Annotated in this window: 17 protein-coding genes; 8 read left to right on the top strand and 9 right to left on the bottom strand. The window is 40.5% G+C overall.

Features of this window, described 5'->3' with window-relative positions; translation table 11 throughout:
• Positions 1 to 24: 24 nt before the first annotated feature.
• The gene (gene ahcY / locus HHA43_RS08605; RefSeq protein ID WP_168418059.1) at positions 25 to 1,407 is read right to left on the bottom strand and encodes an adenosylhomocysteinase; all 1,383 of its coding nucleotides are present in this window, start codon (positions 1,405 to 1,407) and stop codon (positions 25 to 27) included.
• Positions 1,408 to 1,863: 456 nt separating this feature from the next.
• Between ahcY and HHA43_RS08610 the strand changes: the two genes are divergently transcribed.
• The 4 genes from HHA43_RS08610 to HHA43_RS08625 all read left to right on the top strand — a co-directional run bounded on the left by HHA43_RS08610 (position 1,864) and on the right by HHA43_RS08625 (position 5,047).
• On the top strand, positions 1,864 to 2,790 hold the full coding sequence (locus tag HHA43_RS08610; RefSeq protein WP_167846472.1) for a DUF4424 family protein: 927 nt from the start codon (positions 1,864 to 1,866) through the stop codon (positions 2,788 to 2,790).
• 294 nt (positions 2,791 to 3,084) lie between these two features.
• The gene (locus tag HHA43_RS08615; protein WP_104852276.1) at positions 3,085 to 3,684 is read left to right on the top strand and encodes a DUF3592 domain-containing protein; all 600 of its coding nucleotides are present in this window, start codon (positions 3,085 to 3,087) and stop codon (positions 3,682 to 3,684) included.
• Between the two features lie 40 nt (positions 3,685 to 3,724).
• Positions 3,725 to 4,306 carry a hypothetical protein gene (locus tag HHA43_RS08620; protein WP_104852275.1) on the top strand — a complete coding sequence of 194 codons (582 nt, stop codon included), beginning with the start codon at positions 3,725 to 3,727 and terminating at the stop codon, positions 4,304 to 4,306.
• A 102-nt stretch (positions 4,307 to 4,408) separates the two neighbouring features.
• On the top strand, positions 4,409 to 5,047 hold the full coding sequence (locus tag HHA43_RS08625; protein WP_104852274.1) for a DUF3592 domain-containing protein: 639 nt from the start codon (positions 4,409 to 4,411) through the stop codon (positions 5,045 to 5,047).
• Between the two features lie 59 nt (positions 5,048 to 5,106).
• Here the strand turns inward: HHA43_RS08625 and HHA43_RS08630 are convergent, their stop codons facing one another.
• Positions 5,107 to 5,628: a tetratricopeptide repeat protein gene (locus HHA43_RS08630; protein WP_168461190.1), complete on the bottom strand. Its 522-nt coding sequence runs from the start codon at positions 5,626 to 5,628 to the stop codon at positions 5,107 to 5,109.
• A 208-nt stretch (positions 5,629 to 5,836) separates the two neighbouring features.
• On the opposite strand from HHA43_RS08630, the gene HHA43_RS08635 reads away from it, so the two are divergent.
• Positions 5,837 to 6,097, top strand: a complete 261-nt coding sequence (locus HHA43_RS08635) for a hypothetical protein (protein WP_104852272.1) — start codon at positions 5,837 to 5,839, stop codon at positions 6,095 to 6,097.
• A 77-nt stretch (positions 6,098 to 6,174) separates the two neighbouring features.
• On the opposite strand, the gene HHA43_RS08640 is transcribed toward HHA43_RS08635, so the two are convergent.
• Complete coding sequence (locus tag HHA43_RS08640) at positions 6,175 to 6,561, bottom strand: carboxymuconolactone decarboxylase family protein (RefSeq protein WP_104852271.1); 387 nt, start codon at positions 6,559 to 6,561, stop codon at positions 6,175 to 6,177.
• Between the two features lie 211 nt (positions 6,562 to 6,772).
• Positions 6,773 to 7,786 (bottom strand): lipoyl synthase, encoded by a 1,014-nt coding sequence (gene lipA, locus HHA43_RS08645; protein WP_168461188.1) that lies wholly within the window; start codon positions 7,784 to 7,786, stop codon positions 6,773 to 6,775.
• 288 nt (positions 7,787 to 8,074) lie between these two features.
• On the opposite strand from lipA, the gene sthA reads away from it, so the two are divergent.
• Positions 8,075 to 9,490, top strand: a complete 1,416-nt coding sequence (gene sthA / locus HHA43_RS08650) for a Si-specific NAD(P)(+) transhydrogenase (protein ID WP_168418062.1) — start codon at positions 8,075 to 8,077, stop codon at positions 9,488 to 9,490.
• Between the two features lie 161 nt (positions 9,491 to 9,651).
• Here sthA and HHA43_RS08655 read toward each other — a convergent pair whose 3' ends face one another.
• From HHA43_RS08655 to map, 5 genes are all read right to left on the bottom strand, one after another.
• Positions 9,652 to 10,608, bottom strand: a complete 957-nt coding sequence (locus tag HHA43_RS08655) for a TauD/TfdA dioxygenase family protein (protein ID WP_154320511.1) — start codon at positions 10,606 to 10,608, stop codon at positions 9,652 to 9,654.
• 243 nt (positions 10,609 to 10,851) lie between these two features.
• A complete protein-coding gene (locus HHA43_RS13290; protein ID WP_266096372.1) occupies positions 10,852 to 10,986 on the bottom strand; it encodes a hypothetical protein in 135 nt (44 codons plus the stop codon).
• Positions 10,979 to 12,190 (bottom strand): MFS transporter, encoded by a 1,212-nt coding sequence (locus tag HHA43_RS08660; protein ID WP_168461186.1) that lies wholly within the window; start codon positions 12,188 to 12,190, stop codon positions 10,979 to 10,981. Before HHA43_RS08660 ends, HHA43_RS13290 begins: the two co-directional genes overlap by 8 nt.
• Before the next feature lie 155 nt (positions 12,191 to 12,345).
• Positions 12,346 to 13,404, bottom strand: coding sequence for an OmpW/AlkL family protein (locus HHA43_RS08665; RefSeq protein ID WP_104473685.1), 1,059 nt, complete (start codon positions 13,402 to 13,404; stop codon positions 12,346 to 12,348).
• 313 nt (positions 13,405 to 13,717) lie between these two features.
• Positions 13,718 to 14,545 (bottom strand): type I methionyl aminopeptidase, encoded by an 828-nt coding sequence (map, locus tag HHA43_RS08670; RefSeq protein ID WP_075166964.1) that lies wholly within the window; start codon positions 14,543 to 14,545, stop codon positions 13,718 to 13,720.
• 207 nt (positions 14,546 to 14,752) lie between these two features.
• Here map and rpsB point away from each other — a divergent pair, with 207 nt between their 5' ends.
• The gene (gene rpsB, locus HHA43_RS08675; protein ID WP_168418066.1) at positions 14,753 to 15,499 is read left to right on the top strand and encodes a 30S ribosomal protein S2; all 747 of its coding nucleotides are present in this window, start codon (positions 14,753 to 14,755) and stop codon (positions 15,497 to 15,499) included.
• Positions 15,500 to 15,642: 143 nt separating this feature from the next.
• Positions 15,643 to 16,518 carry a translation elongation factor Ts gene (gene tsf, locus HHA43_RS08680; protein ID WP_168461185.1) on the top strand — a complete coding sequence of 292 codons (876 nt, stop codon included), beginning with the start codon at positions 15,643 to 15,645 and terminating at the stop codon, positions 16,516 to 16,518.
• The last annotated feature ends 94 nt before the right edge of the window (positions 16,519 to 16,612 follow it).

Here is a 16,612-nt window from a genome sequence, read left to right on the forward strand (position 1 = left end):
GGGTTAGGGAGAGGAATTGAAAACTTAGTATTTATAAGCGTCCGCTTTAAATGGACCTTCAACTGCAACCCCTAAATAGTCCGCTTGAACTTGGGTCAATTGAGTTAATACACCACCGAAACCAGCAACCATTGCTGCAGCAACTTCTTCATCTAGTTTTTTAGGTAAGATTTCAACACGAATAGCTGCTTGTTTTTGCTCTGCAGGTAGGTCTGCAAATTTTTCTGCAAATAAGTGCATTTGAGCCAACACTTGGTTTGCAAATGAACCATCCATAATACGTGATGGGTGACCTGTCGCATTACCCAAGTTCACTAAACGACCTTCAGAAAGTAAGATTAAATAATCGTTTTCGTTTTCTGAACGGTACACTTGGTGTACTTGAGGCTTCACTTCAACCCACTTATAGCCACGTAGGTAGTTGGTGTCGATTTCAGTGTCGAAGTGACCAATGTTACATACAACCGCACCTGCTTTTAAGGTATCAAGCATGGCAGCATCACACACGTGATAGTTACCTGTAGTGGTCACAATCAAGTCAGTGTTTTGAAGAAGTTCTTGGTTGACATCGGCTTTGTTGCCTGTTTGCACGCCATTGTTATATGGAGATACAACTTCGTAGCCATCCATACATGCTTGCATTGCACAAATTGGGTCAATTTCAGAAACACGTACAATCATGCCTTCTTGACGTAAAGATTGCGCAGAACCTTTACCTACGTCACCATAACCAATCACTAATGCACGACGACCAGACAATAGCATGTCTGTACCGCGTTTAATGGCATCGTTGAGAGAGTGACGGCAACCGTATTTATTGTCGTTTTTAGATTTAGTCACAGAGTCGTTGACGTTAATTGCAGGCACTTTTAAAGAACCATCTTTCCACATTTCAATTAGACGTTGTACGCCCGTAGTGGTTTCTTCAGTAATGCCGTGAATGCGCTCTAATAATTCAGGATATTTCTCGTGAACAAGTGCAGTTAAGTCACCGCCATCGTCCAAAATCATGTTGGCATCCCATGGTGTGCCATTTACATTAATTTGTTGCTCTAAGCACCATACGTATTCTTCTTCAGTTTCGCCTTTCCAAGCAAATACAGGAATACCCGCAGCAGCAATAGCAGCAGCAGCATGGTCTTGAGTCGAGAAAATGTTGCACGATGTCCAACGAACTTCTGCGCCTAATTCAACTAAAGTTTCAATTAAAACCGCAGTTTGGATTGTCATGTGGATACAACCCAAGATTTTAGCACCAGCAAGTGGTTTAGCAGCAGCATAACGCTTACGCAGACCCATAAGGGCTGGCATTTCAGCTTCTGCAAGTTTGATTTCTTTACGGCCGTAGTCAGCAAGTGAAATATCGGCAACTTTATAATCTGTAAATGAAGCATTAACCGCGTTCATCACGATCTCCTTATAGAAAAAAATAAATGATCATTATGTTCGCGGATGCCGTTGTTGGTCTAAATGAACATTTAAACCGATGGTCGAGCCTAGCGATTTTACATTTATGTGCCTGTAAAAACGTCGCAGCATCCCTCGACTAGCGGGGTATTGTACTTGGATTTAGTTTTAGTTCCAATCTTAAATTGTTTATATAAAAAACAAGCAATAAATGCCCTGCATGTACATGAAAATTGGTTATCGTATTAAGAAATCGAAATTTGTCGTTCTTATTGAGCCTGATTTTGGCGTTTAATCGGTTATGATTTGAGGTGAAATGATTCACAAAAAATTGAAAGTTCTCACTGTTTCTCAGCAGAGCAGTGGTTTGAAATTGTGTTTAACAGAGTTAAACATAATAAAAATGGGGAAAATCAGATGAAAACAAAAATAATTTTCAACCTCATCGGGATTGTAATGGGTAGCTTGATGTTGAATATGGTTCAAGCCAACGATAGCACAGGTTATGTGGCAACCAGTGGCGTACAGTACCTGAAAAATAAAGATATTCAGATGTATAGCGAAGATCTCTATATCAGTAAAAAAATCATCAAAGTTGATTATCAATTTAAAAATTTAAGCAACAAAGACATCAAGGAAAATATTTTATTTCCTTTGCCGAAGGTGGAAAATTTCTTTGACTCGGACTTTGCAGATACTGAGGGCTTGTTGAAAAGTTTTCAGGTGAAAGTCGATGGGAAAAAGATTCAGCCCAGCATGCATGTGCGTGCTTATCTACAATTGGGTGATTGGCAGAATCCACAATATGTTGATGTCACCACTGAATTTAAACAATGTGGCTTCACACAGCAGGATTTACTGAATCCTTGGACACGTAAAGTCCGTGATTCTGACTATTACTGGGAAAAAGTACAACAATGTAAGCATCCAAAATTAAAGAAATATTTTACTGATAATCAAGGTTCACTAGAGTGGTCATCAGAAGTGATTTATAGCTGGCCGCAGACCTTTAAAGCAGGAGCAATGACACGGGTACAACATGAGTATCGTCCTTTAGTGGGTGGTTCAGTTGCTATGTATTTAGAACAAGATGCGAAAGACTTTTGTATGGATCGTGCTTTTTTAAATGGTCTAAAAAAGAAGAATGCGGAACATGCACCCATAGCAACTTTAGGTTATATCTTGACTACAGGTGCCAATTGGGCAAAGCCAATACAAAATTTTAAATTGACAATTGAGCGTGATGCAAGCGAACTGATTTCGTTATGTTGGGATGGTAAAATTAAGAAGATCAGTCCAACGAGATTCCAAATTCAAGAGAAAAAATTTACACCTCAGCAAGATTTAAATATTTTGTTTTTAGATACCACACGTCGTTATTAATTCAAAAATCAGGAAAATTTCAGATCATTCTTTCACTTGAAAATACTGGAATTTTCCTTCTGTTGCATCATTCATCCCTAGATGAAAAAGTAAATATTCCATGCATTCATCTGTAAGACTTTGAACAGGATCAACAACATATTTTTTGATTTATATCAAAAAAATTTTAATGAAAAATCTAGCAGTTTTGTAAATACACGCATTATTGGCGATACTTGCACCATTAAAGTGCTATGACAAAATCTAATCTATTTTTATAGCCGTTCTAAAAATTAAAAAATAAGGACGTCAGCCATGATTAGCTTGGTTTTTTTCTTGGTTGGGATGGGCACACTATTTTTAGCATGGGTGCTGTATCAACAGTCACAGTATTTTAAAAGTAATGTGATTGAAGTGCAGGGACGTATAGTCGATATTCAGATTCGAAAATTCAGTTCAAGTAAAACCCAGCGTATTGTACATCGACCCATTATTCACTATGTTTTTCAGGGTAAAACTTGGCAATACGAAGCAGAATATGACGTCCGCCAATACAATCAAAATACAGATGCTTTTGTCAGATTACATTTCAAGCCTGAGCATCCGAGTTTGGTTCGAAGTGAGCCAGATCTGAGAGATGGTCATATTTTAATTTTTATTTGTTTAGGTTTAGGTCTGCTTTTTAATGGTTTAGGTCTGCATTTAATCATCGATAATTTTAACGACATTAAAATCAGTTTATTGGACGAAAAGTTTTTTATCGGGATGGGCGTGATTGCTATCGTGATGTTTTTTACTTTGTTTTGGCAGCGTGAAAACCTTTTATGGATGTTCAACTTGCCCAATGCGACAAAAAAATGGGGCTTAACTGATAATGCAATTTGCCTAGAACAGGGATCAGACCATTCGATATAAAAATGTAGTGCTTCGAAAATGAACGAGTGGAGGGAGGTCAATGCTTGAAATAATCACATTTATTGGAGTCTTTTTTGTCGGTGCTTGTTTTACCTTTGTTGGCGCTATGATTTTATGGCGTAATACATTTTTTCAGCAACACGGGATAAAAATTTACGGACGTATTGTCGATTTTTCATCTGAAACAAAGGATTCGAGTCGCCGACTTCCGATCATTGAATATCAATTTCAAGCACAGAAACGTCGTTTTGTTGATCAATTTTCGGGGCAAATGACACCTGTAAAAATGAACCAAAATATTGAAATTTATGTTTTTCAATCTCATTTAGACACGGCAATGACCGTACATTTTATTGAGGAAATAAAAGCAGTGGGCTATATCTTCACTGCGATTGGTCTTGTGACCTGTATTGTTGGTTTAGTGGTGGCAAATGTGTATTTTAAAGATGGTATTGAGCTTGCCAAAATTTCAGTGGCTCATCCAATGTTTTATGCAGAGCTGTTTTTTTCTATCATGTTTTTTATCGCTGTTATTAAAGCAGCATCCGCATTTTCTGAAATCTTTAAAATTGCTTTAACTGGCATACCATTGGAGAAAAACACGGATTTGGTCGATCAATAGCACAGGAGTCAAGAGAAATGACGAGAGCAGCCTGATTAAGACGGAGAAATTGACAATATATAAAAAAGAATCTAGATCAACTCAACAAAAGAAGAATGAACAATGACTTATATTTTATTTGCGCTTATTTTTTGCGGCTTACTTACTTTGGTGATTTGGGTAAAAAAGCAAAATCAATTTTTTAAGCAACATGGGCTCAAGGTAATTGGACGTGTGGTGGCTCTTGAAGAAAAAACCATGCAGCGACCTAAAGGTGGGGGTAGCTATACAGTACAGCTTCCTGTGATTGAATATCCACATAAAGGACAGACGTGGCAGCTACAAGGAGATGCATCCGCACCGCAGCAATACAAAGAAGGTGAAATTGTCAATTTGGTGGTGCATCCAGAGCTGCCTATAGCAATGACAGAAAAAGAACTTGAGCAGCGTAATATTTTATTGCTGGTGCTGACTGGTCTATTGATTGTCCCCATTGGTCTTATTTTGGGATTTCATTCATTACTCAGCGGTGATGCTGCACAAATGATGATGTTTAAAGGGTACGGTATCACCGTTGGACATTTTTATGATTTTATGGGGGGCGCAGCACTGCTCACATTTCTTGTCAAAATGTATCCTATTTGGAAGCGTTGGAAAGAGAAACAGGATCAGGCTTTTATGGGGTTACCCTATAATGTCAAAGCGGTTAGCCCAAAAAATACCATGCATGAGCAGCAAGCATACAAAGCTCATTCAGGTTAAATATGTGCATTTATAAGATAGATTTAAAAAAGCCGAGTAGTAAATACTCGGCTTATTTCTTATTCAGTTTTCTCAGCAGCTTCTGCTTTTTCAGTCCAGTAATCGGCTTTTTCTTCATTGGCATCTATACCTAAACCATTGGCATAAATAAACGAAATATCACGCATGGCTTGGACATCGCCCAGTGTTGCTGCTTGCTCCACCAATTCAATAGAGCGAGCTGTATCTTGCTCAACCACATCGCCACGACGGTAAAAACCAGCCAATTCTAAAATTGCGGCAGCATGCTCTTGCTCGGCAGCTTGTTTGAGCCAATGGTGTGCATGTTCAAAGTAGGTTTTCGATTCTTCAGGATCACTTTCACGTAGCTCTTTGGCATAAACAGTGTAGCCTTCACCCAGCCAGTACATGGCTTCGATATGTCCATTTGCGGCTGCTTTGAGTGCCCATTCTTCGGCCAGTTCAATATCTTCATCAAAATCGCTTTGCATATACAGCACGGCAACTTCAAACTGAGCTTCAGCTTGCCCAGCAATCGCGCGGTTAATTAGTGCAGTAGGAATAGAAACAGATTCTGACATAACGCCATCCAACACAATTTTGAACTTTTGAATGAGCGATAGCCTAAAAGGTCTATCGGGAAAAAGCCATCTTCGGTGTGATTTTATTTTCTAAAATGAGGGTCTGTTGATCTTTCACTTATGCAGACAATAACAAAAAATCACTTGAGCCATATCGTCAAGTTTCAATATGCTGAATGTTAAACATGGTCATAATGAGAACAATAAGATGGCAAATTTTTTAACTGCTGAACAAGCAAAAGTTTATTCAGATCATGCCAAGCTAGATATTGAATTATATAAGCAGCGTTTGGCGTCTTTAATCGAAGAGAATGCCAAGCAGGGCAATACCGCAGTTTTTACCGTGCTGCCAAAACATTTACCTTTAGAAGATGTTCGTAATTTATCGGCACAATTAACCGATTTAGGTTATCAGGTGCGCTTTGAGTTAAATGAGTTCTTTTATAGCTTTAATGTGTATTGGATTTAAAACTCAATCACATCGACATTTCACGGAATAGTTTCAGTGAAATGTCGAGTATTTATATTTTTTGATTTAGATTGCGTTTAAGTATTTGGAGTGTGTTCTGCCAAAACTTCCAACGCCGCACGAAAAGCTTCCTGAGTTGCAGGTGCGCCACAATAAGGCAAGCTGTGTAACAAGACTTCCTGAATTTCTTCGACACTTGCCCCGTTATTTAGCGCACCACGAATATGTCCTTTAAGCTCTGTCGGGCTTTTTAAAGCAGTTAAAAAGGCGATAGTAATTAAGGAACGGTATTTGCGTGGTAGCACACCTTCACGTTGCCAAGTTGAACCCCATGCATGTTCATTAATCCAGTCTTGCAAAGGTTGGGTAAATGGTACAGTGTTGTCCTGTGCGCGTTTTACAAAGCTTTCGCCCATGACTTCAGTGCGAACTTTTAAGCCATTGTCATAGTCTTGTTGTGACATTTTACTATCCCTGTTTTATTGTTTGAGCTCGGTGTATAGATTAAGTGCATAGATTAACAATTTATGGCGATGACACCATGCGCACTTGGTCGTAGACCATCAAAAAATATTCACATCTATCTATTTTTAATATATCCACAAGGTATAAAAAACCCCGAACATAAAGTCGGGGCTGTTTTGGCTTTATCGCAAATTTGGAAATAAGCGAGTGTTAAGCCTCAATGGTTTGCACGCTAATTTTTTTAGCAGGGTCTGCTTTGCGGCGTACAGTTGGAACAGGTTCGCCATAGTATTGACGGTCTGCAAAATAACTTGAACGCACCATTGGTGCTGCCCAAATATTTTTAAAGCCAAGCTTTTGACCATGTGCGGTGTAGCGTTCAAATTCTTCTGGTGTTACAAAACGGTCAATTGGCGCATGTTCTTTAGACGGTTGCAAATATTGGCCAATGGTCACGTAATCTACGTCGTGCGCCTTAAGATCATCCAATAACGCAATCACTTCTTCTTCAGTTTCACCAATGCCCACCATCAAACCACATTTGGTTGGAATATCAGGACAGTATTCTTTAAACATTTTGAGTAAGTTTAAAGAGTGTTGATAGTCTGAACCTGGACGCATGGCTTTATATAAACGTGGCACAGTTTCAATATTGTGGTTGAAAACATCTGGCGGACATTCAGTCATAATGCGTAGTGCAATATCCATACGACCACGGAAGTCTGGCACCAAAATTTCCAATAAGGTGTCTGGACTGAGCGCTCGGGTTTCTTTAATACAATCTACAAAATGCTGCGCACCGCCATCTAATAGGTCATCACGGTCTACAGAGGTGATCACGGCATATTTTAAGCCTAAATTGGCAATGGTTTCTGCCATGTGACGTGGCTCTTCAGGGTCAAGCGCATTTGGTCGACCATGGGCAACATCACAGAATGGGCAGCGACGGGTACAAATATCACCCATAATCATAAAGGTTGCAGTACCACCACCAAAGCATTCAGGTAAGTTTGGGCAAGCGGCTTCTTCACAAACGGTATGTAATTTTTGCTGACGCAAAGTGGTTTTAATGCGTTGAACTTCTTCAGGTGCCGTCATTTTGACCCGAATCCAGTCAGGCTTGCGAGGCGTTTCAACCGTAGGAACAACTTTTACAGGAATACGTGCGACTTTTTCAGCACCACGGAGTTTGACACCCTGTTCAGGTTTACGGTTTGCAGACATATTCAACTTTTCCACTGTTTTTGAAGGGGAGAGATTTAGTATGGCTTACATTTTACAGAATGTTGAAGCAAAATATGCCAATTCCAACATGCACGGTAAAATGTCAACGAACATTCATCATAAGAGCATATTATTATAACGAAATTGTGCTTAAATTGGGTAAAAACGATATTCATATAAAAAATGTGGTTATCACGTAATATATGCACACTAAATACAGAAAATTCAAACGATTTACGTCATAATATGGCCCATTGAAAAGATAGATTTAAAGAAAAGGAGCGTTGAATGCCACGTAAAAAAGAGGTCGTTAGTGGAACTTTCGTGAAGTATGATGCGGTCGTTCTCGGTTCAGGCCCTGCGGGTGAAGGCGCGGCAATGAAACTTGCCAAATCAGGTAAGCGTGTTGCGATTGTAGATATTCGTGAACAACTCGGTGGTAACTGTACGCATGTGGGTACAATCCCGAGTAAAGCACTGCGTCAGACGGTGTCTAATATTATTCGTTACCGTCGTGACCCAATGTTTAAAAAAATGGGTGACTGGCGTCAGTTTACCATGAAGCAAGTGCTTCAAAGTGCACATAAAGTAATTCAACAGCAGGTTGAAACGCACTCACGTTTTTATGATCGCAATGAAATTGCGATTTATCATGGCCGTGCTTATATTCAAGATAAAAATACAGTTTTGGTTTTTAGTGCAGACGGCATTAAAGAAACCATTATTTGTCAGCAAATTGTGATTGCAACGGGTAGTCGTCCGTATCGTCCTGAAATTTTAGATTTCAACCATCCACGTGTATTTGATTCGGACAAAATTTTGGATTTGGACTTTTCTATCCAAAAAATTATTATTTACGGTGCAGGGGTAATTGGCTGTGAATATGCGTCTATTTTTATTGGTTTAGATCACAAAGTCGATTTGATCAATACACAGCATAAATTACTCAGCTATTTGGATGATGAAATTTCCGATGCGCTGTCATATCACTTGCGTGCGCAGGGTGTGTTGATTCGCCATAATGAGCAAATTGATCATTTAGAAACTTTTGATGATCACGTGGTTTTATATTTGCAAAGTGGTAAAAAAATTAAAGCCGATGCAATTCTGTGGTGTAACGGTCGTTCAGGTAATACCGATGGTTTAGGTCTTGAAAATGTCGAACTCAAGCCAAACAGCCGTGGTCAGTTAACAGTTAATGATCAATATCAAACCGAAGTAGATAATATTTATGCTGCGGGTGATGTGATTGGTTGGCCATCATTGGCATCTGCTGCGTATGACCAAGGTCGTTGTGCGGGTGCGAATATGAGTGGCGAAGAAAATGTGGTACCTGTAACTGATATTCCAACAGGGATCTACACCATTCCAGAAATTTCTTCGATTGGTAAGACCGAACAGGAATTAACTGAAGAGAAAATTCCGTATGAAGTTGGTCAGGCGTCGTTCCGTCATTTAGCACGTGCGCAAATTACGGGTGATACCGTAGGTGAATTAAAGATTCTGTTCCACCGTGATACTTTAGAAGTGTTGGGTGTGCATTGCTTTGGTAATAATGCTGCAGAGATTATTCACATTGGTCAGGCCGTGATGAACAGCCCGAACAATACAATTAAGTATTTTGTTGAAACAACATTTAACTATCCGACTATGGCTGAAGCCTACCGTGTAGCAACTTTAAATGGTATGAACCGCTTATTCTAAGTTGCTGCAACATCGCTTAAAGTTCATTAAAAGAAGAACCCGTAAAGTTTAGGCTTTACGGGTTTTCTTATTCTAAGTTATTCGTTTGGTGTTTTAGTTTTGGTACGTCATTTTATTTGAGTCCAATAATGGCTCGATAGATTATCTGCATGATGAACAAATTAAAATGGTCGGCTACCCGCCAAACTAATTCTTTTAAGTAAGCGCCGTTGCTCGGCAGGGAATGGCTCCCTAGAGTGTAAGGTCACTTGATTGTCCCAAAATACCAAATCCCCTTGTTCCCAATGATGCGTGTAGCGGAAGGCTGGCTTTAAAATATGTGCGCGTAGCCGAGCAATTAATTCACTGCCTGCCTGATCATCATAATTGAGCAACTCCACTTCAGAATGGGTGTTCAGCCAAAGGGCTTTACGTCCAGTTTCAGGGTGGACTCTCACCAAAGGATGTGGATAGCCATGACCAACAATAGGTTGATCATGAAAACGATACAGCGGTGAATTACCATAGCTGCCTGTCGCAGTCGTATTTTGCGCACGCACAAAAGGGTTGTATGTAATGAGTTGAAGGTGATCAATCTCCGCTTTGGTGGTTTCATCTAAGGCATCGTAGGCTTTAATGGTGTTGTACCACGTGGTTTGTCCGCCTTGTTCTGGAATTTCTATGGCATACAGCAGCGAGGCAAAAGAGGGTAACGGTGTCCATTGATGGTCTGCATGCGGTTTAAGTTCTGCATGTCCCGTATAATCACCTTGCCCAACAGCATTTGATACTGGCACTACATCAGGCGGTGTACCTGTGTCGGCTTGACTGCCCAAAACAGGATTGTCTGAACTTGGACGGAAAATAGAACCAAAGTAACTGGCAAATGCTAAATACTGTAAATCATCTAAATGTTGTTGTTTAAAAATCAAAACTAGATGTTGTGCCAAAGCTTGTTTTAGACGATAAATAGTTGCCCCTGTTTGGGCTTTTTTCGCATCTAGCCCTGTCACGACAGCACCTAAGGCAGCACCTGCTAAAGGTTGTATTTGAATATCATTAGGATTTTGTAATGAATCGGCTTGATGCCAACGTGGTGCATCGTGAATCGCTTGAGAAAGCGGGCTTAGACTGCTCATTGGTTTTTACTCTTTCTTGGTATATGGTCAAGAAAATTTAAGTAAAAACAGTCATCAGATAAAATTAAAAGAAATGCTAAACTTATGAAAAACATTATTTTTTAAATAAATGTATGATCTTGAACCATTTAACTTATTTTGCATAGATTTGCTGTTTAAATGCAATGTAGTCTATGGAACAAGTTATATCAGTTGCTCCTTTAGTATTAATACATTGATAATGAAATCGAGTGACTTAAGCGATTAATGCGCACAGAATGCCTGATTAAAATACTCAAACAGTTGAGGCGTTTGCATCCATAAAAAAATTGAAAAGACGAGCAGGACAATAACCGCTAGTGCGAGCAGCACTTTAAAATTAAATAAAGAATTAGTCATGAATAACGTGCTCCTCATTGACCCAGAAATGCACCAAGACCGCAAATGCGCTTAAGGCAATTGAAACGATCCAAATTGCATTATAGTTGCCTGTTAGGTCGTGGTTTAAGCCACCGAGCCATCCCCCAAAAAAAGAACCGACTTGGTGGGTAAAAAACACAATGCCGCTAAGCATAGTCAGATATTTGATACCAAACATATTGGCCACAATACCATTGGTTAGCGGAACAGTAGATAGCCACAATAAGCCCATGATGATGCCAAATGCATAAATTGTCCAGATGCTCAATGGCAGGGCTAAAAATGCGATAATCGCAATGCCACGTAGCCCGTACAGCCACATCAACAAATGTGCTTTGGAATAGCGACCGCCTAACCAACCTGCTGTGTATGTCCCAACAATGTTAAACAAACCAACCAAGGCGAGAAAAATGGTTCCTGTGGTGGCATCAAAACCATGGTCAATTAAATAACCTGGTAAGTGAATGCCAATAAATACCACCTGAAAACCACAGACAAAAAAGCCTAGTGCCAAAAACCAGAATGGTTTGTGATTTTTAGCGATGATCAGAATTTGCTTAAATCCCAAAGCTGGTTGCGTGGACGACGCAGAGCTTGGGCTTTGATACATGGGTGCTTTGAGCATCCATGCCAAAGGAACAATCAATGCAATTAAAATAGCACTGACAATTAAAGCACCCGACCAACCAACATTTTGTAATAACAATAAGGTCGATGGCAGCATAATGAATTGCCCAAAAGAGCCTGCTGCACTGGCAATACCCATCGCAAGGCTTCGCTTTTCAGGTGGTGCCGCACGACCAACTGCTGAAAGTAGTACAGGAAATGAAGTGGCAGATAAAGCGAGACCTAAAATTAAACCCACGCTCAAATTTAGCAACAAGCCTGTTGAGCTGACGGCCATGAGTAATAAGCCAATGGTATACAGCGCACCGCCTACGGCCACCACAATTTTACTGCCGTATTTGTCTGCAAAAGCGCCTGTAATGGGTTGGACTGCACCCCAAATGAGGTTTTGCATGGCAATAGCCAGACTAAAGACATTATGCCCCCAGCCAAATTCATGGCTCATTGGCACCAGATACAGGCCAAAGGCATGTCGTACCCCCAATGACAGCGCCAGAATAATGGCACTTCCCATCAGCATATAAATCAGGGCTTTGGAAAAACGGGTATCTGACATAAAAAGTCCGGCAGCCAGGAAAGACCTGCTTATGTTAGTAGATTGCCGCGTGGGAGGCGATAGAATAAAAATTAAATAAAAGATAAAATTTTTTTATGGCTGCATCAAAAAAGACAGCCCGAAAGGCTGCCTGATGATGGACTGAAAATTAAAGCCTAGAAACGGATACCAATACCGGCATAGGCCAGAATCGGATTCACTTCAATATCGGCCTTAGAACGAATAAGTTCGCCATGTGTGGCATCGGTCACGGTAATGGTGGTGTCATTTTGCAGATGTGCATAGGACAGCGAACCAACCGCAAACCATTTTTCATTAAAGTCATAAGTAAAGCCTGCTGTGATTACTGGAGCAAAGGCATCTGTTGCTTCAACTTTGACTTTAGGATTGGCTTTGTCATTCGGTGACCCATCTAGTGATGCTCCGGCTTTATTATCCAGAATATTAGCGATCATATGTCCTGCAGCAATCAGGTCTTTTTCAGTCTGTGGATTAATTTCCAGTTCATTAAAATAAGCATACATTAAGCCTACGCCAACATAAGGACGGAATTTATTTACGCCAGTCTTGCCAAAGTGATACTGAAATTCAAAAGCAGGCGTCCATGCCCGAGCTGAAGCGGCAGGGCCATGTGCTTCTAAATCCGTAATAAAAATATCATTGTCTAACTCAATGGAGCCCACAAGTGGGGAAGCTATAGCACTGAATGGAGCATATATTTTTCCCTTACCTTGTAAGTCTACTTTAGGTGGAATGCCAGCTTTCATTTCAAACGAAATATTATCGGTAAAAAAATAGTTGGTCATAATGCCTAAAGTGGTAACATCATCAGCCTCTAATCCAGTGCCTGGATTCGTCCAGTTCTCTAGGCCATAAACTTGTGCTGTACCGCTCATGAACGCAGGTAAGGTACTATCTGGATTGATGCCATTAATTAAATCAATTAACCAATTCGCTAAACCAGATGAATTTTCTACGCGGTTATCAATGACTGCCTGCGATGAAATTTCTCCAACGTCAGACTGTATTCCTTCATAGGCAGCAGTATTAACTTTGAATGGCTGCGCTTTACCTTGTGGCATCACATGTAAAGCACCCACTGATACAGAAAAACGTTTAAAACCATCACCATCTTGCAGGCTAAAATACGGTGAGGCATAAGAAACAGCAGGTAAGGCCAATAGCGTGCTGGCAAATAATAAGGTCTTCTTCATATAAGGGACTCCATGTCCAATTTGTTGCTCGTTTTTATAAGGGCCATTATTTAATAGTTAGATAAAGCAAGACTGTTGTTTTTGAAGAAGATTGTTTTATTACATTTGTAACATTCTTGAAATAACTTTGCTGCTCTGTGACTTATTTATGACTTGTGTAGCTAGAAATGGTAATACGGTTTTTAGGGATGAAACCTGAATATTGATATAAGTATTTGATTTATTTATTTTAAGTTGAAGTTTTAGGCGATAAAAAAGGCCACATCAATGTGACCTTTCTGACAATTTTTTTAGTTTTTACGCCAATGACAGCTTAAGACTGGAAACGTGACAGGTCTTCTTCAGGACGTGCAGTCAGGACTTCCAGACCGTCTTTAGTCACTAAAATAGTGTGTTCATATTGCGCTGAAAGTTTGTGATCTTTGGTCACCACGGTCCATTTATCGCCAAGTAATTTGGTTTGCCAAACACCCGCGTTTACCATTGGTTCAATGGTAAAGGTCATGCCTTCTTCTAAAATCATGCCGGTATCTGGCTGGCCATAATGCAGCACTTGCGGTTCATCATGGAAGGTTGTTCCAATGCCGTGACCGCAATATTCGCGCACCACACTAAAGCGCTCAGATTCGACATATTTCTGAATGGCATGGCCAATATCACCAATGGTCGCGCCCGGTTTTACAACTTCCATACCGCGGTACATAGCTTCCTGTGCTACTTTGCATAGACGGTTGGCAAGAATAGAAGTTTCACCACCAACGATGTACATCATGTTGGTATCGCCGTGGTAACCATCTTTAATGACCGTGACATCAATATTCAGGATATCGCCTTTTTTTAATGTCTTGTTTTCAGATGGAATACCGTGACACACCACGTGGTTTACCGAAGTACAGATGGTATGCTGGAAGGCTGGACGACCTGGGGCTGCACCATAGCCCAGGCAGGCTGGAATGGCATTTTGTACATTGACAATATAATCGTGACAAATCGTATCAAGCTCAAGTGTGGTTACACCCGGTTTGATATGTGGCTTGATCATATCCAAAACTTCCGCTGCCAGTCGTCCCGCTACCCGCATTTTCTCAATTTCATCTGCGGTTTTAATTAATCGACGAGGCGCTTGATAAGTACTGTTCATGATCTCTAAAAACTTTTGGAAATTTATATGTGACTATGGTATAAATAGCCGCCCATTTTATCAAATGCTTTTTCGTGAATAAATTTCGCGGGCATTGTGCGATGGGGCAACAAAATCCGCACATATATCGTCACATTACTCTGGGTGCCCTTTGGGGTGGAGAATGCGGATATATGGAGGCCTAACCCAAACTTTAAGGTAAAGAAAATGGCAGATTACAACGTAAGCATGCGCGACCTTCTTCAAGCTGGCGCACACTTTGGTCACCAAACACGTTTCTGGAACCCAAAGATGCGTCAATACATCTTTGGTGCGCGTAACAAAATTCACATCATCAACCTTGAACACACTGTTCCAGCGTTAAATGATGCTTTGAACTTTGCTAACAACTTGGCTAGCAAAAAGAACAAAGTTTTGTTCGTAGGTACTAAACGTGCTGCTTCTGCAATCATCCGTGAACAAGCTCAACGTGCTGGTCAACCATATGTAGATCACCGTTGGTTAGGTGGTATGTTGACGAACTGGAAAACACTTCGCCAATCTATCAACCGTTTAAAAGATCTTCAAGTTCAATCTACTGACGGTACTTTCGCTAAGCTTACTAAACGTGAAGCTTTAGAGCGTAGCCGTGAAATGGAAAAACTTGAGCGTGCTTTAGGCGGCGTGAAAAACATGGGTGGTTTACCTGACGCATTATTCGTAATTGACGTTGACCACGAAGCAATTGCAATTAAAGAAGCGAAAAACTTAGGTATTCCTGTAATCGGTATCGTTGATACAAACTCTAACCCAGACAACGTAGACTACGTTATTCCGGGTAACGACGATGCGATCCGTGCAGTAACACTTTATGCTTCTGCAATGGCTGATGCGATCATTGCTGGTAAAGAATACGCTCAAACTCAAGCCAACGCTCAAGCGAAAGGCGAAGAAGCTCCTGCTTCTGAGGCTTAATGCGTTTTGACGCAAGCTTGTCATTTTTGCGACATGTGATGGTGGCAAAGTAAGCGTCATGTATGCAGACGGCCCAAGAGACACCCTCTGGGCCGTTTCTGTTAAAAAGAGAATTCATTTTCTACCGATTTTAGGAGATTAACATGACTGCAGTTACAGCAAGCATGGTTAAAGAATTGCGTGATCGTACTGGTCTAGCAATGATGGAATGTAAAAAAGCATTGACAGAAGCAGGCGGTGACATCGAATTAGCGATTGACAACCTTCGTAAATCTGGTCAAGCAAAAGCTGCTAAAAAAGCAGGCAACATTGCTGCTGACGGTGCAATCACTATCGTTCAAGAAGGCAACAAAGCAATTCTTTTAGAAGTAAACTGCCAAACTGACTTCGTTGCTAAAGACGAAAACTTTGCTGGTTTCTCTGCAAAAGTTGCTGCTGCTGCATTGGCTGCAAACGAAACTGATGCTGCTAAAATTGCTGAGCTTAAACTTGAAGATGGCGCAACTGTTGAAGAAACACGTATTGCCCTTGTTCAAAAAATTGGTGAAAACATCCAAGTACGTCGTGCACAAATCGTTGAAGGTGAAAACCTTGCTGTATACAAGCACGGTCTAAAAATTGGTGTTGTTGTTTCTTATACAGGTGATGCTGCGACTGGTAAAGGCATTGCAATGCACGTTGCTGCATTCAACCCAGTTGCTGTTACTGCTGAGCAAGTTCCTGCTGATCTTATCGCAAAAGAGAAAGAAATTGCAGAAGCGAAAGCAATCGAATCTGGTAAGCCTGCAAACATCGTAGAGAAGATGGTAACTGGTTCAGTAGAAAAATACTTGAACGAAGTTGCGCTTGATCGTCAAATGTACGTAATTGACAACGAGAAGAAAGTTGCTGAAGTATTAAAAGCAACAGGTACTACAGTTGCTCAATTCGTTCGTTTTGAAGTGGGTGAAGGTATTGAGAAGAAAGCAGAAATGAGCTTCGCTGAAGAAGTTGCTGCTGCTCAAGCTGCTGCGAAATAATTTTACTGTCGTAAAATATTTTGTAAAAAAGCCCCAAGTTTATTTGGGGCTTTTTTATGAGCGGTGTTCGGGTATAAATATCGAAATGCAAACT

The organism is Acinetobacter sp. A2, assembly GCF_012371325.1.
GTDB lineage: Bacteria > Pseudomonadota > Gammaproteobacteria > Pseudomonadales > Moraxellaceae > Acinetobacter.

Excerpts from the sequence above, each read along its gene's own strand:
- ahcY (WP_168418059.1), bottom strand. The coding sequence starts at position 1,407 with ATGAACGCGGTTAATGCTTCATTTACAGATTATAAAGTTGCCGATATT.
- HHA43_RS08610 (WP_167846472.1), top strand. The coding sequence starts at position 1,864 with ATGGGTAGCTTGATGTTGAATATGGTTCAAGCCAACGATAGCACAGGT.
- HHA43_RS08615 (WP_104852276.1), top strand. The coding sequence starts at position 3,085 with ATGATTAGCTTGGTTTTTTTCTTGGTTGGGATGGGCACACTATTTTTA.
- HHA43_RS08620 (WP_104852275.1), top strand. The coding sequence starts at position 3,725 with ATGCTTGAAATAATCACATTTATTGGAGTCTTTTTTGTCGGTGCTTGT.
- HHA43_RS08625 (WP_104852274.1), top strand. The coding sequence starts at position 4,409 with ATGACTTATATTTTATTTGCGCTTATTTTTTGCGGCTTACTTACTTTG.
- HHA43_RS08630 (WP_168461190.1), bottom strand. The coding sequence starts at position 5,628 with ATGTCAGAATCTGTTTCTATTCCTACTGCACTAATTAACCGCGCGATT.
- HHA43_RS08635 (WP_104852272.1), top strand. The coding sequence starts at position 5,837 with ATGGCAAATTTTTTAACTGCTGAACAAGCAAAAGTTTATTCAGATCAT.
- HHA43_RS08640 (WP_104852271.1), bottom strand. The coding sequence starts at position 6,561 with ATGTCACAACAAGACTATGACAATGGCTTAAAAGTTCGCACTGAAGTC.
- lipA (WP_168461188.1), bottom strand. The coding sequence starts at position 7,786 with ATGTCTGCAAACCGTAAACCTGAACAGGGTGTCAAACTCCGTGGTGCT.
- sthA (WP_168418062.1), top strand. The coding sequence starts at position 8,075 with ATGCCACGTAAAAAAGAGGTCGTTAGTGGAACTTTCGTGAAGTATGAT.
- HHA43_RS08655 (WP_154320511.1), bottom strand. The coding sequence starts at position 10,608 with ATGAGCAGTCTAAGCCCGCTTTCTCAAGCGATTCACGATGCACCACGT.
- HHA43_RS13290 (WP_266096372.1), bottom strand. The coding sequence starts at position 10,986 with ATGACTAATTCTTTATTTAATTTTAAAGTGCTGCTCGCACTAGCGGTT.
- HHA43_RS08660 (WP_168461186.1), bottom strand. The coding sequence starts at position 12,190 with ATGTCAGATACCCGTTTTTCCAAAGCCCTGATTTATATGCTGATGGGA.
- HHA43_RS08665 (WP_104473685.1), bottom strand. The coding sequence starts at position 13,404 with ATGAAGAAGACCTTATTATTTGCCAGCACGCTATTGGCCTTACCTGCT.
- map (WP_075166964.1), bottom strand. The coding sequence starts at position 14,545 with ATGAACAGTACTTATCAAGCGCCTCGTCGATTAATTAAAACCGCAGAT.
- rpsB (WP_168418066.1), top strand. The coding sequence starts at position 14,753 with ATGGCAGATTACAACGTAAGCATGCGCGACCTTCTTCAAGCTGGCGCA.
- tsf (WP_168461185.1), top strand. The coding sequence starts at position 15,643 with ATGACTGCAGTTACAGCAAGCATGGTTAAAGAATTGCGTGATCGTACT.